We start from the raw sequence: 19,996 nt of genomic DNA on the forward strand, positions 1-19,996 counted from the left end.
TAACCCTGTAGGAGCGAGCTTGCTCGCGAAAAAATTCGTAACGCCGCGGGGTGTCAGGCACCACGCGTTATCGTTGACGACTATCGCGAGCAATCGAGCGTCGACCGGCTGCTCCTACAAGGGTCTGCATAAAAGTTTTGCTGGAACGGTTTTTCGAGGGTAAGTTGCGCGCCGGTTTTGTTGCAGGGCTGCTAATGCTGTCATGTAACACGGGGCAACTTGGGCCCAACTAATTTTAGAGGACCTCCACTTGCCTATTTTTTCTTTGTTGCGCAATGCCCTGCTGGTTGGTGCCGGACTGACACTCGCTGTCAGTGTCCAGGCTGCCGGTACGGTGCATATTTATAACTGGTCGGACTATATCGGTCAGACCACCCTGGCGGACTTCCAGAAAGAAACCGGCATCAAACCGGTGTATGACGTCTTCGATTCCAACGAAACCCTGGAAGGCAAATTGCTGGCCGGGCGTACCGGTTACGACGTCGTTGTGCCGTCCAACCACTTCCTCGGCAAGCAGATCAAGGCCGGCGCTTTCCAGAAGCTCGACAAGTCCCAACTGCCCAATTATTCGAACCTCGACCCGGTGCTGCTCAAGCGCCTGGAACAGAACGATCCGGGCAACCTGTATGCCGTGCCGTACCTGTGGGGCACTAACGGCATCGGTTACAACGTCGACAAGATCAAGGCAGTGCTGGGCGTCGACAAGATCGATTCGTGGGGCGTGTTGTTCGAACCGGAGAACATCAAGAAGCTGCAAAGCTGCGGTGTAGCCTTCCTGGATTCCGCCGATGAAATGATGCCGACGGTCCTCAACTACATGGGTCTGAACGCCAACAGCACTAATCCCGAAGATTACAAAAAGGCTGAAGCCAAGTTGCTGGCTGTGCGGCCGTACGTCACGTACTTCCACTCTTCCAAATACATTGGGGACCTCGCCAACGGCGACATCTGCATCGCGATCGGTTTCTCCGGCGACATGTTCCAGGCCAAGAACCGCGCCGACGAAGCGAAGAAAGGCGTGAACATCGCCTACTCGATTCCGAAGGAAGGTGGCGCGCTGTGGTTCGACATGCTGGCGATTCCAAAGGACTCGTCCAACGTCAAGGAAGCTCACGCATTCATCAACTATCTGCTGAAACCTGAGGTGATCGCCCAGGTCAGTGATTACGTCGGCTACGCCAACCCTAACCCGGGGTCGGACAAGCTGATGGAGCAATCCATTCGCACCGACGAAGCGGTTTATCCACCGCAAGCCGTCCTCGACAAGACCTATGTGTCCATCGAGTTACCACCAAACATTCAACGTTTGATGACCCGCAGCTGGACCAAGGTCAAGTCGGGTAAATAGCTTCAAGGCTCAAACTATCCAAGGTTGGCTCACCTTGAGCGAACTGCACTCTTTTTTTCTGGGAGTTTCGTAAATGGCAGTTGCCTCCGGCGCCTATAAGAAAGCCCTCGAGGGCGACCAGACACCTAAACAGGTGTTGGTCAAAATCGACCGGGTCACGAAGAAGTTCGACGAGACGATTGCCGTGGACGATGTGTCCCTGGAGATCAAGAAAGGCGAGATTTTCGCCTTGCTCGGCGGTTCGGGATCGGGCAAATCCACGTTACTGCGCATGCTCGCAGGTTTCGAGCGGCCTACGGAGGGGCGCATTTTCCTCGATGGCGTAGACATCACCGACATGCCGCCTTACGAGCGGCCGATCAACATGATGTTCCAGTCCTACGCCTTGTTCCCGCACATGACCGTGGCGCAGAACATCGCCTTCGGCCTCAAGCAGGACAAGATTCCCGCCGCTGAAGTCGATGCTCGCGTGGCTGAAATGCTCAAGCTGGTACAGATGAGCCAGTACGCCAAGCGCAAGCCGCACCAATTGTCCGGCGGTCAGCGTCAGCGTGTGGCACTCGCCCGTTCCCTGGCCAAGCGCCCGAAACTGTTGCTGCTCGACGAACCGATGGGTGCGCTGGACAAGAAGCTGCGTTCGCAAATGCAGCTGGAGCTGGTCGAGATCATCGAGCGCGTCGGCGTAACCTGCGTCATGGTGACCCACGACCAGGAAGAGGCCATGACCATGGCCGAGCGTATCGCGATCATGCACTTGGGCTGGATCGCCCAGATCGGCAGCCCGATCGACATCTATGAAACCCCGACCAGCCGCCTGGTCTGCGAATTCATCGGCAACGTCAACATCTTCGAAGGCGAAGTAATCGACGACGCGGAAGGTCACGCGATCATTACCTGCAAGGACCTGGACCGGAAAATCTACGTCGGCCACGGCATCAGCACCTCGGTGCAGGACAAGTCGGTCACCTACGCAATCCGTCCGGAAAAACTGCTGGTTACTGCAGACATGCCGACCTGCGAATACAACTGGTCCAGCGGCAAGGTCCACGACATCGCCTACCTCGGCGGTCACTCGGTGTTCTACGTTGAATTGCCAAGCGGCAAGCTGGTGCAGTCCTTCGTGGCGAATGCTGAACGCCGTGGCCAGCGTCCGACCTGGGGTGATCAGGTCTACGTGTACTGGGAAGACGACAGCGGCGTGGTGCTTCGCTCATGAACATGCGCAAATTCAAACGCCGCCTCAATCGAATAATTCCCGGTGGCCGCCAGTTGGTCATCGGGGTTCCGTTCATTTGGCTGTTCCTGTTCTTCATGCTGCCGTTCTTCATCGTTCTGAAGATCAGCTTCGCCGAAGCCGACGTGGCCATCCCGCCGTACACCGAGATCTACAACTTCGTTGACCAGAAGCTGCAGGTGCTGCTCAACCTGGGCAACTACGCGATGCTCGGCGACGACGAGTTGTACATCGCCGCGTACCTGGGCTCGTTGAAGATGGCGCTGATCAGCACCGTCCTCTGCCTGCTGATCGGTTATCCAATGGCCTATGCCATCGCCAGTGCCCGCAAAGAAATGCAAACGGTGCTGGTGCTGCTGATCATGATGCCGACCTGGACCGCGATCCTGATTCGCGTGTATGCGTGGATGGGCATCCTCAGCAACAACGGTCTGCTCAACGGTTTCCTGATGACCATGGGCTGGATCAATGAACCGCTGCAGATCCTCAATACCAACCTCGCGGTGTATATCGGCGTGGTGTATTCCTATCTGCCGTTCATGATCCTGCCGCTCTACGCCAACCTGGTGAAGCACGACAACAGCCTGCTGGAAGCCGCGTCCGACCTCGGTTCGAGCACCTTCAACAGCTTCTGGAAAATCACCATTCCCCTGTCCAAGAACGGCATTGTCGCTGGCTGCATGCTGGTGTTCATTCCCGTCGTGGGCGAGTTCGTGATCCCGGAACTGCTGGGCGGTCCGGAAACCCTGATGATCGGTAAAGTGCTCTGGCAAGAGTTCTTCAATAACCGTGACTGGCCGGTGGCGTCTGCCCTGGCGGTGGTGATGCTGGCGATCCTGATTGTGCCGATCATTCTGTTCAACCGTAGCCAGGCCAAAGAAATGGAGGGCAAAGAATGAAGCGCTTCCGTTTCTCAAGCTTCATGTTGGTAGTGGGTCTGCTGTTCATCTACGCGCCGATGCTGATCCTGGTGATCTACTCGTTCAACGCTTCCAAACTGGTGACGGTGTGGGGCGGCTGGTCGATCAAGTGGTACGTCGGCCTGATGGATAACACCCAACTGATGGGCTCGGTGCTGCGCTCGCTGGAAATCGCCTGCTACACGGCGATTGCGGCAGTCGCGCTGGGTACACTGGCAGCTTTCGTGCTGACCCGTATCACCCACTTCAAGGGTCGCACGCTGTTCGGTGGCCTGGTCACCGCGCCGCTGGTAATGCCTGAGGTGATCACCGGTCTGTCGCTGTTGCTGCTGTTCGTGGCGATGGCGCAGATGATCGGCTGGCCGCAGGAGCGCGGCATCGTCACCATCTGGATTGCCCACACGACGTTCTGTGCGGCGTACGTGGCGGTCGTGGTGTCGGCGCGCTTGCGTGAGCTGGACCTGTCCATCGAAGAGGCAGCCATGGACCTGGGGGCGCGGCCATGGAAGGTGTTCTTCCTGATCACCATCCCTATGATCGCGCCTTCGCTGGCGGCGGGCGGCATGATGTCCTTCGCGTTGTCGCTGGATGACCTGGTGTTGGCGAGCTTCGTGTCCGGCCCGGGCTCGACGACCTTGCCGATGGAAGTGTTCTCGGCGGTGCGTCTGGGCGTGAAGCCTGAGATCAACGCCGTGGCCAGCCTGATTCTGCTGGCGGTGTCGCTGGTGACGTTCCTGGTCTGGTTCTTCAGCCGCCGTGCCGAAGAGTCGCGCAAGAAGGCGATTCAGCAAGCGATCGAAGAAAGTGCTGCGGATTCGTGGAAGCAACCGGACGTGCGTCGCGCGCAGGCACCGGAAGCGGTTTGAGTCTGACGTCGGGTTGACCACGATCTTGTGGTTAACCCTAAAACCATGTGGGAGCGGGCTTGCCCGCTCCCACAGGTTTTTCAACAGTCAGGAAACCCAAGGCGACTTGCGAATAATCTCGACAAAGTTCATCGGCTTGAAGCCCGGCTCACTGTCCACCAGCACGTCCGCGTTCACGGTGCCGAACGTCGTGTCCGGTTTGTGTTTGAAGCCGTTGGCGAAGGCGCACAGGATGCACTCCTTGAACCCGTCACCCCGTGGATGCGCATGCACCACTGCCTCTCGCTGCCCGTTGGAAAACGCCGCGTAGTCGATACCCAGCACATCCATCTCGACCCCGGCAGTGACCAGCGCCACGTTGGGCCGCAAGTGTTGCGGCACGCCCGGTGTGGTGTGCAGGGCAATCGACAGCCACACTTGTTCGATATCGTCATCCGAAAGACCGTAAGGTTTCAGGAATGCCTTGGCGGCGTTGGCGCTGTCGACTTCAAAGCGTTCATCGTCAGTGCGATGACCTTCCACCAATCCCAGATCATGGAACATCGCGCCGACGTAAAGCAGCTCGGGATTGTATTCAAGCTGCTTGCGTTCACCGCTCAGGGCGCCAAATAAAAACACCCGGCGGGAGTGGTGGTACAGCAAGTCGGATTCGACGTCGCGGATGTACTCGGTAGTGGCCCTGGCGAATGCGCTGTCGGGGATTTTGATACCGGCGATGATGCTGCTCATGGGTGCTTTCCTCGTGGGGAACGCCGTGGCGGCGCTGATGGAACAAGTCTGTTCCCGCCCCCCTGAGCGGACAATCGATGCATGGCTGCGATCCTTGCCAATGAGCATGCATATCGCGCCAACCTCGCTTGTCAGGCGTGGATTGGCTACGGTGAGTCGCAGTCAGAGCGCTTTTTGTGGCGAGGGAGCTTGCTCCCGCTTGGCTGCGAAGCAGCCACAAAAGAAATGCAATGGAATTCTGCCAGGCATACCGCATCCTACGGTTTTGCGACTGCTACGCAGTCGAGCGGGAGCAAGCTCCCTCGCCACAGGTATACGTGTTCTTCAGAGGCATTTTGAGACATGAGTAAAACCGTTGCCATCGTGGTATTCGCCGGTGTTCAGTCGCTGGACGTTACCGGCCCCATGGATGTGTTTTCCGAGGCCAATCGTTTCCTGCCTCCTCAGGATCACTATCGGCTGGATGTCATCGGCGTCGAGCGCGGGGTTATGCCTTGTTCCAACGGCTTGTCGCTCAATGCCCATCGCCATTTCAGCGAGGCGCTGGAAGCTTACGACCTGTTGCTGGTGGCCGGTGGGCCGCAGTTGCCCTTCATGAATTTCAGCCCGACTTTCGATGCCTGGCTGCGTGACGCCTGCGCGCGGGCGAAACGCTTTGGTTCGATCTGCAACGGCGCCTTCATGCTCGCCCGGGCAGGGTTGCTGGAGAGGCGGACCGTGACGACGCATTGGGGCGATGCGGCGGCATTGGCTGCGTTGTATCCGTCGACACAGGTGGACGCCGATCGTCTTTACGTGCAGGACGCCGAGCTCTTTACGTCGGCAGGGGTCACGGCAGGGATCGATTTGTCGCTGTATCTGCTGGCCCAGGATCACGGCCCGGAAGTCGCGTTGAGCGTGGCGAAGCGACTGGTGGTGTTCACGCAGCGCTCGGGCGGGCAATCGCAATTCAGCCCGTTCCTGACCCCGCACGCTGAACCGACGTCGGCGGTGGCATTGGTTCAGCTTTACGTTCTGGCAAATCTCAATGGCGATCTGACCCTAGCCGACCTGGCCAATGCCGCCAACATGAGCGCCCGCAACTTTTCCCGGGTGTTTGCCAAGGAAGCAAAAATCACCCCGGCGGAGTTTGTCGAGCGGGCGAGGGTGGATGCAGCACGGGTGATGCTCGAAAGCACCGCTTCGCCACTCAAGACAGTGGCGTATCAGTGCGGTTTCCGCGATGCACAACACATGCGCAGTGTGTTCAATCGTCGGCTTGGGGTAACGCCGCAGCAGTTCAGGTTGAATTTTGCGGCGATGGTTTGATCCGGAATGTGTGTTGTTCATATGGGCCCCATCGCTAGCAGGCTGGCCCCCACATTTGGTTCGGTGCGCGCAGTTCCATTGTGGGAGCTAGCCTGCTAGCGATGGGGCCAGTCCAGTCCGAAGGTTTTACTGGGCACCCCGCGCCGGCAACAGCTTCAGCGTACTGCGCGTATTCGCCGTCACTTCCTCATCACTGAGATGGGCCTGGAAGTAGAGCCCTTCGATGTACGCTTCAGCCTGATCCTCATAATGACCATCGAACGGCACGCCGCTCTGGCCGACCGGGTTGATGGTCAGGCTGTGGGCCGGGTCGGCGAAGTCGATCAGCCGGCGGGTCGAGGGACCATAAGTGACCGGCCAGGGCGCCGGCCCAATCTTGGCCGAAAGATTGTTCGGCACTTCATGGCTGCCCGGTGCTGCGAACGGGCCGACATTGAAGATCCGGTCCAGGGGTTTCTGCTGCCCCAGGGGATGCCCGTGAGTCAGCGTGTGCGCCTTGCCCCACTGCCATTGCGTGACATCCGTGCCGAGGGTCGTGTTGAGGTGTGCAAGGCTCGCCTGCCACGCCGTCTTGACCGTGTCGGCGCGGGTTTCCTTGCCGAGGGTGGTGCGGTTGTCCCACCACGGCGAGTCGGCAGTCGCGGCCAGGCGCGGCAGTGCGGCATCGATCACCCGAGTCGAGAGCAGAGTTTCGAAGAAAGCGTCTCCCAGCTCGTCGTGCATCGCCGCGTCAGCGAGGTTGAACAGGAACTGGTTGAACAGCGTGGCACTGGTGGAATCGAGCGGGTAATCGCCTTTCCACTGCGCCAGTTGCTCCACCAACTTGAGTTCGGCGGGACTACTCACGACTTCACGCAACACCGGCAGCAACGGCGCCAACAGTCGCGGACCGTAGCCGGTGGTGGTGCCCAGCTGCAGCTTCTGGCTGGTGTCCAGATCCCACTTGATGGCTTTGTCGCTGAGCTGGCGATTGAGCTGCTGCCCACGGTCGGGCAGGTTGTAGTAGCCGGGAATCTCCATGCCGGTCGGTGATACGGGCTGGAAGTTGGCGGAGACGATGTAGCCGCGCGCCGGGTTTTCTTCCTGCGGGTTGGCGCTGAACGGGTAAAAACCATCCTTGTCCGACTCGGCGGTGCTGCCGTCGAGAATGAAATTGCCGTTCACACCGGCAGGTCGCTTGGGCAGTTGCGCCGCTGCCCACCAACCGATGTCGCCCTTGGCATTGGCCCACACAACGTTCAGGCCGGGTGCCTGGATCTTGGCAGCGGCACTGCGTGCCTTGGCCAGGGTGTCGGCGCGGTTGAGCTGGTAGAAGCCTTCGAGGATCGGGTTCTGGCTTTCCAGGAATCCCCACCACATGGCAATCGGGGTTTTGCCGACGCTGGCGCCCAGGGCATCGTTGACGATCGGACCGTGGGGCGACTGGCGCAGCACCAGGGTAACCGGCGCCTGACCCTTTACGGCGATCTGTTGTTCGCTGGTTACCATGTCGACCCATTTGCCGCGATACCAGACCTGATTGGGGTTGTCCGGATTGACCTTCTCGGCGATCAGGTCCATGTCATCGTTCTGGAACATGGTGATGCTCCAGCCGAAATCGCGGTTCATCCCCAGCGAAGCAAATGGCATCAAGGCCTGATAGTGACCGTAGAGGTCGAAACCGGGCGCCGAGAGTTGCGCCTCGTACCACACCGACGGCGCGGAGAAGCGGATGTGCGGATCACCTGCCAGTAACGGTTTGCCGCTTTTGGTGCGGTTGCCGGCGACGACCCAGGCGTTACTGCCCTCGAACTGAGGCAAACCGTTATCGGCCAGTGCTTGTTCGCTCAAGCGGGCGAGAGTGTTGAGGTCTTTCCAGTCCGCGCTGCCAAGGGCCGGCGCCGCGCCACCGTGACTGTTAGCCAGCACGCCTTTGGGCTGCCAGTCGAGGTCGAATACGTTCAGGTAATTGGGCCCGAGTTGATCGCGCACATAGGTCAGCAAGGGTTCGGTGCGAAACGCGACGGCAAAGCTGTACGCCATGTAGCCGGCGATGCTGATGGTGTCCTGGGCTGTGAACGGACGCTTTTGAATGCCCAGCACGTCGAACTCTGCAGGTTTCGCATGGGTGTCCTGATACTGGTTGATTCCGTCCAGATAGGCCTGCATGGCAATGAACGCCGGTGACTGTTTATCCAGGTTGGCGAGGTAGGTTTCGGCGCGTTCGCGAATACGCAGGCTGCGCATCAGCTTGTCGGTATCGAGCAGTTTCGGGCCGAGCACCTCAGCCAGTTCGCCACGGGCGAGTCGGCGCAGGATTTCCATCTGGAACAGACGGTCCTGTGCATGCACATAGCCGAGCGCGCGGTAGAGGTCTTTTTCATTTTCAGCGCGGATGTGCGGGATGCCGCGCTCGTCGTAACGCACGGTGACTGAACCCTGCAGGTGTTGCAGTTCAACCATGCCCTGGCGTGTCGGCTGCTTGCTGTAGACGTACCAGCCAGCGCCCGCGGCAAGCACGACTATGAGCAGGACGAGGGCAGTCAGGAGACGTTTCATGGTGGTTCCTTGTTCTTGTTATTAGTGGCAGCTATTCCCTGGCGTCACTGTTTAACACGGCTTACTGAATAGGCCCATCGCCCGTAGGAGGGATTCGTGTTGCCTGGTTTGTCCCTACTTCGGTGTATCGACCGGCCATGGGCAGTAACACCCCACCGCCAGTGTGTGCGTGGCACTCACCGGGCGGCCTTCGTTCAATGCCTGGAGAATCGGTTCGATGAAGCTGTTACTTGAATTGCACGTCAGGCCTTCGCTGTAGGGGCCGAAATACGCCAGCTTGCCGGTGCGATCCCAGATCGCCACGGCCGGGCTGGCGGGGATCTGTTCGGAGCCGGGCAGCACGGTGATGGTCTTGAGGCTGCTCAATGTGCTCGGTAACTGGCCGTGACTGCCGGGCTTTTGCACCGAGTAAAATTCGACACCTTGCGGCACATAGCGAGCCACCAGTTCGGTGAGGTGCTGTTGATTGCCGACGTTGCAGGGGCAGGCCGGGTCCCAGAAGTGCACCAGGCGAATGGCGCCGGGACCGGCGAGGTCGTCAGGCAGGCGCAGCGGGTCGCCGGAGAACACGGCGGTGTGCTCGCTGAACGCACGCAGGTAGCGCCCCTGAAACCAGTCGTAGGCAGCCCACAACACGGCGGCACACACGAGGGCGAGCAAGCTGGCGAACAGTGTGGTGCGGTAGACCGGGCGCATGGGTATCATCCTTAGAGGTCGGCTAGCTTGCCATGCTTGCCGCGACAGATGAATATCGCAGCCCCATAAAGTCCGTTTCACCTGCTGGAATTACTCATGTCTGCCACTTTCGCCCCCGATCATTTGCGCGACAGCCTGCGGCCATTGGCCGAGGGTCAGCCGTTGTCGGTGGAAGCGCTGGCCTATCAGCGTTTTTATGGCCTCGATTTCCCGGGGCGGGAACTGCGCAGTGGCTTGGGCCGTTTTGCGGTCGATGGGTATCAGGTGGTCAGCCAGTTCTGGTGGCCAGCACGGGCGAAGGCGACGCTGTTTCTGTTTCACGGTTTCTACGATCACACTGGGCTGTATCGGCATGTGATCGAGTGGGCGCTGGATCAGGGCTTCGCGGTGATTGCCTGCGATTTGCCGGGGCATGGCCTGTCCAGTGGCGAGCGGGCGAGCATCATGGATTTTTCGGAGTACCAGGACACGCTGCAAGGGCTTTTCGCGGAGGCGCTGTCCCTTGATATGCCGCAGCCGTGGCACCTGTGCGGGCAAAGCACGGGAGGAGCGATCGTGATCGATCATGTGCTCAATCAGGGTGCTGACAGCCCGGCGCAGGGCCAGGTAATCCTGCTGTCGCCGCTGGTTCGGCCGCGCGCCTGGGGCTGGTCGCAATTGAGTTACTACCTGCTCAGACCCTTCGTTAAAGCCATCGCCCGGCGCTTCAGCGAAAACTCCAACGACCCGGATTTCTTACCCTTCCTGCAAGCCGATCCGCTGCAACCGCTACGTCTGCCGACCGCTTGGGTGGGTGCGTTGGCGCGCTGGATCAAGCGTATCGAGGCGGCACCCAGCAGCCTGCGTCGGCCACTGATTGTGCAGGGGCAGGCGGACATGACGGTGGATTGGGAACACAACCTTGGGGTACTGAAGGCCAAGTTCGATCGGCCGCAGGTGTTGATGTTGCCGCAGGCGCGGCATCACCTGGCGAATGAGACGCTGGCATTGAGAGCAGAGTATTTCGGGTTTTTGACGAAGCGGATCAAGGGCAGGAATCTATAGTGGATTTGATGGCCCCATCGCGGGCAAGCCCGCTCCCACAGCATTTGCGCAATTTTCAAAATTGACGCATGACCTGTGGGAGCGGGCTTGCCCGCGATGGGGCCCTAATAGGCACTCGAAGATTATTGACCTGGATGCTAAGGATTCTGCCCCACCGCCAACCCCGCCCGAATCGCCGCCAGCGCCGCCTGATAGTAAGCCTTGCCTTCAGCAGACTCGGCAAAGGTGGCGAACTCTTCCAGTTCGTTATCCGACAGGTCGCGATAAACGTAGAGCAGCGTGTTGTTCAGGTCGCTGCCAATTTGTTCCATCAAGCGCTGGCGCTGACCATTCAACATGCCTTGAGCCTGACCGCCACCGAGCAAACCCGGAATCATCGAACTCAGACTGTCGGCCGCGACACCGGCAATTGCCAGGCTGACCTCGGCGCCGGCTTCGCGGGCGGGCAGTGCCTGAGCCAGGTGGCCGATGATGAGCAAGCGGCTGTCGCTGGCCTCGATTTTCGGTAAACCCTTGGCGTTTTTTGCCAGTTGATCACGACGGGTCGCGAGTAACTCGGCGGCGACGATTTTCTTGCCCAGCGGCGACTGGAAAAAGGTTAGCGCGGGCTTGGGATCGGCCAGCACCTTGCGCAGTTGTGCCTCTGCGCGCTGATCGACAGCCTGGGGGGCGAAACGCTGATTGCTGTTGTTGACCAATGCCTGAAACACCGCCGGTGGCAGGCTGTTCTGGTAACGCTGCTGGGCGGCCGAGAGGGCGTCGTTAAAGTGCGCGCGTTGTTCCGGCCAGCCGGCGACCTTGTACAGCTGATCGTGGCCGTCTGCCCAGGCGGGCATTACGCAGAACATCAACAGTGAGAAAAGCAAACGGCGCATAGGGACTCCTGTCAGCAGGCGACTATTCTCCGTGTGGTATCCGGACTTGTCGAGAATTCGTATCAAGCCGCTGCGCGGCTCTGTCGGATTTGCAGGCACAGGAATACTATGCGCGCCATGCAAATACCCTCTGATCATCCGCTGCTGTTACGTATCGTCGACGACCTGGCTACACAGGGTTGGTCACAGCAGAATATTTTCCTGCCTCTGGGTCTGACCCGGGAACTGGCGGCTGAGTGCCATAAACGTGCGGCCGAAGGTGAATTGGCCCCGGCAGCCGTGGGTCGCGGACCGACATCGGAGATTCGCGAGGGCATCAGGGGTGACCGTATCCAGTGGATCGAGCCCGGTCAGGCATTGGCGTGCGACAGCTATTTGCAGTTGATGGACAGCCTGCGCGAAGCGTTGAATCGGGGCCTGTACCTGGGGCTGGAAGACTTCGAAAGCCATTTCGCGCTGTACCCGCCCGGTGCTTTCTACCTCCGGCACGTGGATCGCTTTCGCGACGATGATCGCCGCATGGTCTCGGCGGTGGTCTACTTGAATGACGCCTGGCTGCCAGAGCACGGCGGTCAGTTGCGCATGTACCTGAATGGAGGCACCGAACACGATGTGGTGCCGGTCGGCGGATGCCTGGTGGTGTTCCTGTCGGGTGAAGTCCCTCACGAAGTGATGCCCGCCACCCGAAATCGCCTGTCTTTGACGGGCTGGTTCCGACGTCGCGGCAACGAGCCTTTCTAATCATGCAAAAGATACTGGTAAGCCGTTGCCTGCTGGGTCACCGGGTTCGTTATGACGGCGGCGCCAGCGGGCCTTTCGATCAGCTTCAACAATGGATCGACGAAGGTCGGGTCGTACCCTTGTGTCCGGAAGTCGCCGGAGGATTGCCGACCCCGAGGGCGGCGGCGGAAATCCCGGGCGGACAGGGCGCTCAAGTGCTCGATGGACAAGTGTCGGTCATCACCACCGAGGGCGAGGACGTCGGCGCGCAGTTTTTGTCCGGGGCCTATCAGGCGCTGGAGCTGGTGCAAAAGCACGGTATCCGTATTGCCGTGCTAAAAGCGAACAGCCCGTCCTGTGGGAATTTGCTGACTTATGACGGGACGTTCAGTGGGGTGAAGGTCAGTGGCGAAGGGGTGACGGCCGCGTTGCTGAAGCGCCATGGCGTTCAGGTCTTCAGCGAGCTGGAATTGCCACATGCGGCGCAAGCTCTGGCCGCGCAGGACCAGTAATCACAACATACCCTGTGGGAGCGGGCTTGCCCGCGATGAGGCCATGTCAGTCAACAAAGATGTTGGATGACAGACCGCTATCGCGAGCAGGCTCACTCCTACAGTGGTGCGCATCAGTCTGAAATTATGGCTTCGGCGCGACGCTCGTGTCCGACTCCAACCACTTCTGTGACAACGCCTCCAGTCGTCCATCGGCCTTGATCCGCGCCAGTGCATTCTCCAGGCTGGCATGAAACGCCGGATTTCCCTTCTGAAACGGAATCGCCAGGCTCACCGGCGCAGCTGCTTTGGGCTTCTCCTGCGCCAGTGTCTGCACCAGCAGCATCGAGCGCGGCTCTTCTTCTTTCTGCGCGATCAAATCCGCTTTGGCGTAACTGTAAGGTTCGCTGAAGTCGAAACGATCCTTGAGTTCCGGGGTCACTGCTATGTGATTGATGGCGACGTCGTACTTGCCGCTCTCGACGCCGGGCAACAGATCGTTGGAGTCGACGACGACGAAATCGGCACGCACGTCCAGCTCATTCGCCAGCAGCTGACCCAATTCGACTTCAAAGCCTGTTAGTTTGCCGTCATCCTTGAAATTGAAGGGCGGTGTATTAGCCTCAAGGGCAATGCGCAATTCGCCGCGGTCGTTCACGTCGTCAATCAGTTCGGCATGAGCCAGCGGGCTCAGAAGAGGTAACAGGCAGATCAGGCCAGGCAACAAGCGCATGGTCACTCCTTGAATTCATTATCGCGAGTCTTTGGTTTGGCTCGCTTTGCTATGGTTGTCGAGTGCCTTCGACAACAAATGGTCATGAAGTTGTCATGACTGCACGGATTTTACGAAAAAACTGGAGAAGAGAATGAAAACCTTTATGTCACGAGCAGCATTCGCCGGCCTGTTGTTGAGTGCTTCGATGATGGCAATGGCTGCGACTCCGGCCCCCAAGGGTGCAGAAGTGTTTATCGTATCTCCCGAAGACGGCGCCACCGTCCCGGAAACCTTCACCGTCAAGTTCGGCGTCAAGGACGTGTCCCTTGCCCCTGCCGGTGACGTTACCAAAAACACCGGTCACCACCATTTGCTGATCGACGTCGACAAACTACCAGCCGCCGGCGCACCGATTCCGCTGGACGCCAACCACATGCACTTCGGCAAGGCGCAAACCCAGGCCGAGATCAAACTGGCACCGGGCAAGCACACCTTGCAGCTGGAACTGGGTGACAGCGGCCACATGCCGTTCGATCCGCCAATCGTGTCGAAGAAGATCACCGTGACTGTGAAGTAACTTTTTCACAGGCATGAAAAAGGGAGCTCCGAGGAGCTCCCTTTTTTGTCACTCAAGTCACTATCAGAACAACACACGGCAACGAATGGTGCCGTTGATGTGCTGCAGTTTCTCTTGGGCGATTTCCGAGTAGTCTGCATCGACGTCGATCACGACGTAACCGACTTTCTCGTTGGTCTGCAAGAACTGACCGGAAATGTTGATGCCGTTTTCGGCGAAGACCTTGTTGATCTCGCTCATCACACCCGGAATGTTCTCGTGGATGTGCAGCAGGCGGTGCTTGCCAGGGTGAGCCGGCAGGGCCACTTCCGGGAAGTTGACGGACGATACCGAGGTGCCGTTGTCGCTGTACTTCACCAGTTTCTCAGCGACTTCCAGACCGATGTTGGCTTGCGCCTCTGCGGTGGAGCCACCGATGTGCGGGGTCAGGATCACGTTGTCCAGGCCACGCAGCGGGCTTTCGAACTCTTCGTCGTTGGAGCGAGGCTCCACCGGGAATACATCGATAGCCGCGCCGATCAGGTGCTTGTCCTTGATCGCGTCCGCCAGTGCGTCGAGCTCGACCACGGTACCGCGAGCCGCGTTGATCAGGATGCCGCCCTTCTTGATGGCGCGGATTTCCTTCTCGCCGATCATCCACTGGGTCGCAGCGGTTTCTGGAACGTGCAAGGTGACGATGTCGGACATGCCCAGCAGTTCGGTCAGGCTGGCAACTTGCGTTGCGTTGCCCAATGGCAGCTTGGTCACGGTGTCGTAGAAGTACACCTTCATGCCCAGGCCTTCAGCCAGGACCGACAGTTGAGTACCGATCGATCCGTAACCGACAATACCCAGCTTCTTGCCCCGGATTTCGAAGGAGTTGGCCGCGCTCTTGATCCAGCCGCCACGGTGGCAGGAAGCGTTTTTCTCAGGGATGCCGCGCAGCAACAGGATCGCTTCGGCCAGCACCAGCTCGGCAACGGAACGGGTGTTGGAGTACGGGGCGTTGAACACCGCGATGCCGCGTTCGCGAGCTGCGTTCAGATCGACCTGGTTGGTGCCGATGCAGAAACAACCGACAGCCACGAGCTTCTTCGCGTGATCGAAGATCTCTTCGGTCAGTTGAGTACGGGAGCGAATGCCGATGAAGTGCGCATCAGCGATCTTTTCCTTCAGCTGGGCTTCCGGCAGAGAACCCGTGAGGTACTCGATGCTGGTGTAGCCCGCCGACTTGAGAACGTCGACAGCCGATTGGTGGACGCCTTCGAGAAGAAGGAACTTGATCTTGCTCTTATCGAGAGAAGTCTTGCTCATCTGCGTAAACCTGTATCCCGGAGAAAATTGGCAGGAAGTAGTCAGGGTGCCCTGTCCTATACGTACTGTTCCTTTTTGACGGCGTCTGTTGACGTCATGCTGCGTTGCCGCTCCTCGCCATAGCCAGCTATGACTCGTCGCGGCGCCTTGCTTGACGGCAACAGCCACTCGTCAAAAGAGGAACGTACGTATAAAACAGGGCACAGAATGCTGACCCGGACGGCAACAATGCCGTCACCGCAGAATGGCCGTTGGGCACTACCCTGCGGGGTCGGTATGCTAGCATATGCACCCCGCTAAACACTCATTCCTGCGACGTGAAGCGTTCTCAGGATGACCATGAATTGTTCGAGAGTTCTGTCGATGACCAATCCTGCCCTGATTGATGAGCTGAAGACCCTGGTTGAGCCTGGCAAGGTGCTGACCGATGCCGACTCCCTGAATGCTTACGGTAAGGATTGGACCAAGCATTTCGCCCCGGCCCCGACTGCCATCGTGTTTCCCAAGACCACCGAACAGGTTCAGGCCATTGTCCGTTGGGCCAATGAGCGCAAGGTGGCGCTGGTACCGTCCGGTGGTCGTACCGGGCTTTCCGCTGCGGCAGTGGCCGCGAATGGCGAAGTGGTCGTGTCGTTCGACTATATGAACCAGATCCTCGACGTGAACCTGACCGACCGCACCGCGGTTTGCCAGCCAGGCGTGGTGACCGAACACCTGCAGAACGTTGCCGAAGAGAACGGCCTGTACTACCCGGTGGACTTCGCTTCGGCAGGTTCGAGCCAGATTGGCGGCAATATCGGCACCAATGCCGGCGGGATCAAGGTGATTCGCTACGGCATGACCCGCAACTGGGTGGCTGGCATGAAGGTCGTCACGGGCAAGGGCGATCTGCTGGAGCTGAACCGCGACCTGATCAAGAACGCCACCGGTTACGACATGCGCCAGTTGTTTATTGGTGCTGAAGGCACGCTTGGTTTTGTGGTTGAAGCAACCATGCGCCTCGATCGGGCCCCGAAAAACCTCACTGCGATGGTTCTCGGCACGGCGGATTTCGACTCGATCATGCCGGTTCTGCACGCGTTTCAAGGCAAGCTCGACCTGACCGCGTTTGAATTCTTCTCCGACAAGGCACTGGCCAAGATCATGGCCCGCGGTGATGTACCGGCCCCGTTCGAAACCGATTGCCCGTTCTACGCGCTGCTGGAATTCGAAGCGACCACTGAAGAGGTGGCCAACCACGCCCTGGAAACCTTCGAGCATTGCGTTGAGCAGGGCTGGGTGCTGGACGGCGTGATGAGCCAGAGCGAAACCCAACTGCAGAACCTCTGGAAGCTGCGCGAATACATCTCCGAAACCATCTCCCACTGGACGCCGTACAAGAACGACATTTCGGTCACCGTCTCGAAAGTCCCGGCGTTCCTCAAGGAAATCGACGCGATCGTCGGCGAACATTACCCGGACTTCGAAATCGTCTGGTTCGGCCACATCGGCGACGGCAATCTGCACCTGAACATCCTCAAACCGGAAAACCTGAGCAAGGACGAGTTCTTCGCCAAGTGTGCGACCGTGAACAAATGGGTGTTCGAAACCGTCGAGAAGTACAACGGTTCGATTTCCGCCGAGCACGGCGTGGGCATGACCAAGCGGGATTACTTGACCTACAGCCGTTCTCCGGTCGAGATCGAGTACATGAAAGCCGTCAAGGCAGTGTTCGATCCGAATGGCATCATGAACCCGGGCAAGATCTTTGCAGTTTGACTTTCGAACTTAAGCGCTACGAATCAGGAGTCGGTCCATGAGCTATCAGCACCAGTATCTCGACGGTACGCGTATTCACTTCCCGCTGGGCAAAGTCGTGTGCATCGGACGCAACTACGCCGAACATGCCAAGGAGCTGGACAACCCGGTTCCTACCGAGCCGCTGTTGTTCATCAAGCCGGGCAGTTGCGTGGTCCCGCTGGAAGGCGGTTTCAGCATTCCGACCGAGCGCGGTTCAGTGCATTACGAGGCGGAAATTGCTGTGTTGATCGGCAAGCCGTTGTCGACCAAGCCGAGTCGTGAAGAAGTGCTCGATGCGATCTCTGGCTTCGCCCCGGCCCTGGACCTGACCCTGCGTGACAAGCAGGCTGAACTGAAATCCAAAGGCCTGCCGTGGGAAATCGCCAAGTCGTTCGACGGCGCGGCGGTGATTGCTCCATTCGTGTCCGGCAGCACCTTCGCTGACCTGACCGACATCGGCATTCGCCTGACCATCAACGGTGAAGTTCGCCAGGACGGCAACAGCAGCGCAATGCTTAACCCGATCGTGCCGATGATTCAGCACATGGCAGGCTGCTTCTCGCTGCAGGCCGGTGATGTGATCCTGACCGGGACGCCGGTGGGTGTGGGGCCGCTGAATGTTGGTGATGAACTGGTCATCGAATTGCCGGGCGCGAGCAGTTTCAGCACCAGCGTTCGCTAACCACCGCAAGCCTCTGTAGGAGCTGCCGCAGGCTGCGATCTTTTGATCTGTTTTTTTCAAGATCAAAAGATCGCAGCCTGCGGCAGCTCCTACAGGGGGCTCTCTCAAAATCCCTGGAATCATCCTTAGATGCCCATCCAACCGCTGCCCACGCTGAAACCTGCCCGCCGCCCGCGCTTTTTCATGCGTTGGTACTCCTGGCTTTTGCTGGTCGCTGCGGTCGTCTATGGCCTCGCCGTTGCCATGCACTGGGATGATCGGGGCGTGCTGTGGGTGATGGAGCGTTTCGAAACCCCGACCGAACGTCAGGAGAGTATCTGGCTGCCGGATTACCAGGCTGTGATCGACGCCAAGTTGCTGCCAGGCATGGAAAAGGACGAGGCATCCGATCTAGCCTACAACCCGCAAACCAAGACCCTGTTCTCGGTCATGGGCAAGAACCCCTTCCTGGTCGAACTGACGTTGCAGGGCGATGTGTTGCGCAAAATGCCGTTGGTGGGCTGGAGCAATCCAGAAGGCCTGACGGTGATGGATAATGGTCTGCTGGCTATTGTCGATGAGCGCGAGCACTTGCTGTCCATTGTCAAAGTCGATGCGCAAACCCGAGAATTGAACATTGCCGACTTCCCGAAGTACGACCTCGGCCCTTCCAAGGATCAGAACAAAGCCTTCGAAGCCATCGTCTGGGATGCGCGCAATCAGCAGATGCTGTTGGGTGAAGAACGTCCGCCGGCGTTGTTTACCTGGAAAAGCAACGACAACGGCCAAACCCTTGCTGGCGATAAACAGAAGCTCGACAGCGACGAACTGGACATCCGCAATCTGTCTGCGCTGGCCATCGATCCCCGCACCGGGCATACCCTGGTGCTGTCAGCCGATTCCCACTTGTTGCTGGAACTGGACGAGAAGGGTGAGCAGGTCAGTTTCATGACGTTGCTGGGCGGCTTCAATGGTCTGAAGAAGACCATCCCGCGGGCTGAAGGCATGACCATGGATGAAGCGGGCAACCTGTATATGGTGAGCGAGCCCAACCTGTTTTATCGCTTCGAGAAGCAACGCTGATAACCGAGCGTGTAGGAATGCTTCTGTGTGGTTGTGGGACAGGGCAAGTGGCCATTAAGCTTCAGTTCAGACAGGCGTGGTATTTCATCCGCCTGTTTTGAATCCGAGCACACCAGAATGCGTCGATTGGCCCGTCCCAAACCTCTAATCCTGATCTTCTCAGTCATTGCGCTGATCGTCCTGGTCGCAATCGGCCAATACCTGCGTTTGTTCGAGCGCGGCTGGTTCAACCTGCACACACTTTGGCAGCCGGAGAGCGAGCTCTCCATCGGTCTGGATCGCTATCAGGTGACGGTCGAGGCGCGGGTCATCGATGGTCTGGACGACGATGTGTCGGCGCTCACCTTCGATCCCATCCGTAAAAGCCTGTTTACCGTCACCAACAAGAATTCCGAACTGATCGAGCTCTCGCTGGATGGCCAGATCATCCGGCGCATTGCGCTGGTCGGTTTTGGTGATCCGGAAGCGGTGGAATTCATCAGCGCCGACACCTATGTGATCACTGACGAATACGAGCAACGGTTGATCAAGATTCATCTGGAGCCCAGTACCACCTTCCTCGATGCGGCAGATGCCGAACAGATCACCCTCGGCGTCCACATGAGCGGCAACACGGGTTTCGAAGGGCTGGCTTACGATTCGGTGGGCAAACGACTGTTCGTCGCGAAGGAACGCAACCCGATGCTGATTTACGAAGTGCAGGGTTTTCCCCATTACGATCCAGAAAAGTCCTACGCAGTGCACGTGGTCAACAATCCGAAACGCGATGCGGGGATGTTTGTGCGAGACCTGTCGAGCCTGCAATACGACGAGCGCAGCGGTCACTTGCTGGCATTGTCCGACGAGTCGCGGCTGATTCTGGAGCTGGACGTGGACGGGCGACCGCTGAGCACCATGTCTCTGAACAAGGGGCGTCAGGGCCTGAAGAAGTCGGTGCCGCAGGCAGAAGGGATCGCCATGGATGACGACGGCACGATGTACCTGGTGAGCGAGCCGAACCTGTTTTACGTGTTCAAGAAGCCGGTACAAAATTAGTCAGCAACTGAAAAATACTGTGGGAGCGGGCTTGCCCGCGATGGCGGCCTTTCATTCAGCATCAGTGTTGGATGTGACGGCCTC

The 19,996-nt window shown here is 58.8% G+C and carries 19 protein-coding genes and 1 pseudogene; 13 read left to right on the top strand and 7 right to left on the bottom strand.

Annotated elements, in window-relative coordinates; all coding sequences use genetic code 11:
- Nucleotides 1-6 precede the first annotated feature (6 nt).
- Nucleotides 7-93 (bottom strand): annotated as a pseudogene (locus GBC55_RS16120) (outer membrane lipoprotein carrier protein LolA); the annotation flags it as partial.
- A gap of 157 nt (nucleotides 94-250) precedes the next feature.
- Between GBC55_RS16120 and GBC55_RS16125 the strand changes: the two are divergent.
- The 4 genes from GBC55_RS16125 to GBC55_RS16140 all read left to right on the top strand — a co-directional run bounded on the left by GBC55_RS16125 (nucleotide 251) and on the right by GBC55_RS16140 (nucleotide 4,368).
- A complete protein-coding gene (locus GBC55_RS16125) occupies nucleotides 251-1,348 on the top strand; it encodes a polyamine ABC transporter substrate-binding protein (RefSeq protein ID WP_162438401.1) in 1,098 nt (365 codons plus the stop codon).
- Nucleotides 1,349-1,421: 73 nt separating this feature from the next.
- On the top strand, nucleotides 1,422-2,564 hold the full coding sequence (gene potA / locus GBC55_RS16130; RefSeq protein WP_162438400.1) for a polyamine ABC transporter ATP-binding protein: 1,143 nt from the start codon (nucleotides 1,422-1,424) through the stop codon (nucleotides 2,562-2,564).
- 35 nt (nucleotides 2,565-2,599) lie between these two features.
- Entirely contained in the window at nucleotides 2,600-3,481 is an 882-nt protein-coding gene (locus GBC55_RS16135) for an ABC transporter permease subunit (protein ID WP_178114308.1), read from the top strand.
- Nucleotides 3,478-4,368 carry an ABC transporter permease subunit gene (locus tag GBC55_RS16140; RefSeq protein ID WP_162438398.1) on the top strand — a complete coding sequence of 297 codons (891 nt, stop codon included), beginning with the start codon at nucleotides 3,478-3,480 and terminating at the stop codon, nucleotides 4,366-4,368. Before GBC55_RS16135 ends, GBC55_RS16140 begins: the two co-directional genes overlap by 4 nt.
- 87 nt (nucleotides 4,369-4,455) lie before the next feature.
- Here GBC55_RS16140 and GBC55_RS16145 read toward each other — a convergent pair whose 3' ends face one another.
- Entirely contained in the window at nucleotides 4,456-5,097 is a 642-nt protein-coding gene (locus GBC55_RS16145) for an HD domain-containing protein (protein WP_162438397.1), read from the bottom strand.
- Nucleotides 5,098-5,439: 342 nt separating this feature from the next.
- Here GBC55_RS16145 and GBC55_RS16150 point away from each other — a divergent pair, with 342 nt between their 5' ends.
- Nucleotides 5,440-6,405, top strand: a complete 966-nt coding sequence (locus tag GBC55_RS16150) for a DJ-1/PfpI family protein (RefSeq protein WP_162438396.1) — start codon at nucleotides 5,440-5,442, stop codon at nucleotides 6,403-6,405.
- Between the two features lie 126 nt (nucleotides 6,406-6,531).
- Here the strand turns inward: GBC55_RS16150 and GBC55_RS16155 are convergent, their stop codons facing one another.
- Nucleotides 6,532-8,943 carry a penicillin acylase family protein gene (locus GBC55_RS16155; protein WP_162438395.1) on the bottom strand — a complete coding sequence of 804 codons (2,412 nt, stop codon included), beginning with the start codon at nucleotides 8,941-8,943 and terminating at the stop codon, nucleotides 6,532-6,534.
- Nucleotides 8,944-9,057: 114 nt separating this feature from the next.
- Nucleotides 9,058-9,639, bottom strand: a complete 582-nt coding sequence (locus GBC55_RS16160; protein WP_162438394.1) for a DUF6436 domain-containing protein — start codon at nucleotides 9,637-9,639, stop codon at nucleotides 9,058-9,060.
- Between the two features lie 96 nt (nucleotides 9,640-9,735).
- On the opposite strand from GBC55_RS16160, the gene GBC55_RS16165 reads away from it, so the two are divergent.
- On the top strand, nucleotides 9,736-10,683 hold the full coding sequence (locus tag GBC55_RS16165) for an alpha/beta hydrolase (protein ID WP_162438393.1): 948 nt from the start codon (nucleotides 9,736-9,738) through the stop codon (nucleotides 10,681-10,683).
- Between the two features lie 137 nt (nucleotides 10,684-10,820).
- Here the strand turns inward: GBC55_RS16165 and GBC55_RS16170 are convergent, their stop codons facing one another.
- On the bottom strand, nucleotides 10,821-11,558 hold the full coding sequence (locus tag GBC55_RS16170; RefSeq protein WP_162438392.1) for a DUF2059 domain-containing protein: 738 nt from the start codon (nucleotides 11,556-11,558) through the stop codon (nucleotides 10,821-10,823).
- 108 nt (nucleotides 11,559-11,666) lie between these two features.
- Here GBC55_RS16170 and GBC55_RS16175 point away from each other — a divergent pair, with 108 nt between their 5' ends.
- Nucleotides 11,667-12,299, top strand: a complete 633-nt coding sequence (locus GBC55_RS16175; RefSeq protein ID WP_162438391.1) for a 2OG-Fe(II) oxygenase — start codon at nucleotides 11,667-11,669, stop codon at nucleotides 12,297-12,299.
- A 2-nt stretch (nucleotides 12,300-12,301) separates the two neighbouring features.
- The gene (locus tag GBC55_RS16180) at nucleotides 12,302-12,790 is read left to right on the top strand and encodes a DUF523 domain-containing protein (RefSeq protein WP_162438390.1); all 489 of its coding nucleotides are present in this window, start codon (nucleotides 12,302-12,304) and stop codon (nucleotides 12,788-12,790) included.
- Between the two features lie 124 nt (nucleotides 12,791-12,914).
- Here the strand turns inward: GBC55_RS16180 and GBC55_RS16185 are convergent, their stop codons facing one another.
- Nucleotides 12,915-13,502, bottom strand: coding sequence for a transporter substrate-binding domain-containing protein (locus tag GBC55_RS16185; RefSeq protein WP_162438389.1), 588 nt, complete (start codon nucleotides 13,500-13,502; stop codon nucleotides 12,915-12,917).
- Nucleotides 13,503-13,635: 133 nt separating this feature from the next.
- Here GBC55_RS16185 and GBC55_RS16190 point away from each other — a divergent pair, with 133 nt between their 5' ends.
- Nucleotides 13,636-14,061, top strand: a complete 426-nt coding sequence (locus tag GBC55_RS16190) for a DUF4399 domain-containing protein (protein WP_162438388.1) — start codon at nucleotides 13,636-13,638, stop codon at nucleotides 14,059-14,061.
- A 63-nt stretch (nucleotides 14,062-14,124) separates the two neighbouring features.
- Here the strand turns inward: GBC55_RS16190 and serA are convergent, their stop codons facing one another.
- Nucleotides 14,125-15,354, bottom strand: coding sequence for a phosphoglycerate dehydrogenase (gene serA / locus GBC55_RS16195; RefSeq protein WP_162438387.1), 1,230 nt, complete (start codon nucleotides 15,352-15,354; stop codon nucleotides 14,125-14,127).
- Nucleotides 15,355-15,717: 363 nt separating this feature from the next.
- Between serA and GBC55_RS16200 the strand changes: the two genes are divergently transcribed.
- The 4 genes from GBC55_RS16200 (at nucleotide 15,718) to GBC55_RS16215 (ending at nucleotide 19,912) form a co-directional block, all read left to right on the top strand.
- A complete protein-coding gene (locus GBC55_RS16200) occupies nucleotides 15,718-17,112 on the top strand; it encodes an FAD-binding oxidoreductase (RefSeq protein ID WP_162438386.1) in 1,395 nt (464 codons plus the stop codon).
- Between the two features lie 37 nt (nucleotides 17,113-17,149).
- Nucleotides 17,150-17,815: a fumarylacetoacetate hydrolase family protein gene (locus GBC55_RS16205; protein WP_162438385.1), complete on the top strand. Its 666-nt coding sequence runs from the start codon at nucleotides 17,150-17,152 to the stop codon at nucleotides 17,813-17,815.
- A 129-nt stretch (nucleotides 17,816-17,944) separates the two neighbouring features.
- Nucleotides 17,945-18,877 (top strand): SdiA-regulated domain-containing protein, encoded by a 933-nt coding sequence (locus GBC55_RS16210; RefSeq protein WP_162438384.1) that lies wholly within the window; start codon nucleotides 17,945-17,947, stop codon nucleotides 18,875-18,877.
- A 117-nt stretch (nucleotides 18,878-18,994) separates the two neighbouring features.
- A complete protein-coding gene (locus tag GBC55_RS16215; protein ID WP_162438383.1) occupies nucleotides 18,995-19,912 on the top strand; it encodes an SdiA-regulated domain-containing protein in 918 nt (305 codons plus the stop codon).
- Nucleotides 19,913-19,996 lie beyond the last annotated feature (84 nt).

Origin of the sequence: Pseudomonas sp. TNT3, from assembly GCF_010095445.2 — a bacterium.
Lineage (GTDB): Bacteria > Pseudomonadota > Gammaproteobacteria > Pseudomonadales > Pseudomonadaceae > Aquipseudomonas.

What these genes read in the sequence shown, in the direction of transcription:
- potA (WP_162438400.1), top strand. Translation starts at nt 1,422, where the DNA reads ATGGCAGTTGCCTCCGGCGCCTATAAGAAAGCCCTCGAGGGCGACCAG.
- GBC55_RS16140 (WP_162438398.1), top strand. Translation starts at nt 3,478, where the DNA reads ATGAAGCGCTTCCGTTTCTCAAGCTTCATGTTGGTAGTGGGTCTGCTG.
- GBC55_RS16145 (WP_162438397.1), bottom strand. Translation starts at nt 5,097, where the DNA reads ATGAGCAGCATCATCGCCGGTATCAAAATCCCCGACAGCGCATTCGCC.
- GBC55_RS16150 (WP_162438396.1), top strand. Translation starts at nt 5,440, where the DNA reads ATGAGTAAAACCGTTGCCATCGTGGTATTCGCCGGTGTTCAGTCGCTG.
- GBC55_RS16155 (WP_162438395.1), bottom strand. Translation starts at nt 8,943, where the DNA reads ATGAAACGTCTCCTGACTGCCCTCGTCCTGCTCATAGTCGTGCTTGCC.
- GBC55_RS16160 (WP_162438394.1), bottom strand. Translation starts at nt 9,639, where the DNA reads ATGCGCCCGGTCTACCGCACCACACTGTTCGCCAGCTTGCTCGCCCTC.
- GBC55_RS16165 (WP_162438393.1), top strand. Translation starts at nt 9,736, where the DNA reads ATGTCTGCCACTTTCGCCCCCGATCATTTGCGCGACAGCCTGCGGCCA.
- GBC55_RS16170 (WP_162438392.1), bottom strand. Translation starts at nt 11,558, where the DNA reads ATGCGCCGTTTGCTTTTCTCACTGTTGATGTTCTGCGTAATGCCCGCC.
- GBC55_RS16175 (WP_162438391.1), top strand. Translation starts at nt 11,667, where the DNA reads ATGCGCGCCATGCAAATACCCTCTGATCATCCGCTGCTGTTACGTATC.
- GBC55_RS16180 (WP_162438390.1), top strand. Translation starts at nt 12,302, where the DNA reads ATGCAAAAGATACTGGTAAGCCGTTGCCTGCTGGGTCACCGGGTTCGT.
- GBC55_RS16185 (WP_162438389.1), bottom strand. Translation starts at nt 13,502, where the DNA reads ATGCGCTTGTTGCCTGGCCTGATCTGCCTGTTACCTCTTCTGAGCCCG.
- GBC55_RS16190 (WP_162438388.1), top strand. Translation starts at nt 13,636, where the DNA reads ATGAAAACCTTTATGTCACGAGCAGCATTCGCCGGCCTGTTGTTGAGT.
- serA (WP_162438387.1), bottom strand. Translation starts at nt 15,354, where the DNA reads ATGAGCAAGACTTCTCTCGATAAGAGCAAGATCAAGTTCCTTCTTCTC.
- GBC55_RS16200 (WP_162438386.1), top strand. Translation starts at nt 15,718, where the DNA reads ATGACCAATCCTGCCCTGATTGATGAGCTGAAGACCCTGGTTGAGCCT.
- GBC55_RS16205 (WP_162438385.1), top strand. Translation starts at nt 17,150, where the DNA reads ATGAGCTATCAGCACCAGTATCTCGACGGTACGCGTATTCACTTCCCG.
- GBC55_RS16210 (WP_162438384.1), top strand. Translation starts at nt 17,945, where the DNA reads ATGCCCATCCAACCGCTGCCCACGCTGAAACCTGCCCGCCGCCCGCGC.
- GBC55_RS16215 (WP_162438383.1), top strand. Translation starts at nt 18,995, where the DNA reads ATGCGTCGATTGGCCCGTCCCAAACCTCTAATCCTGATCTTCTCAGTC.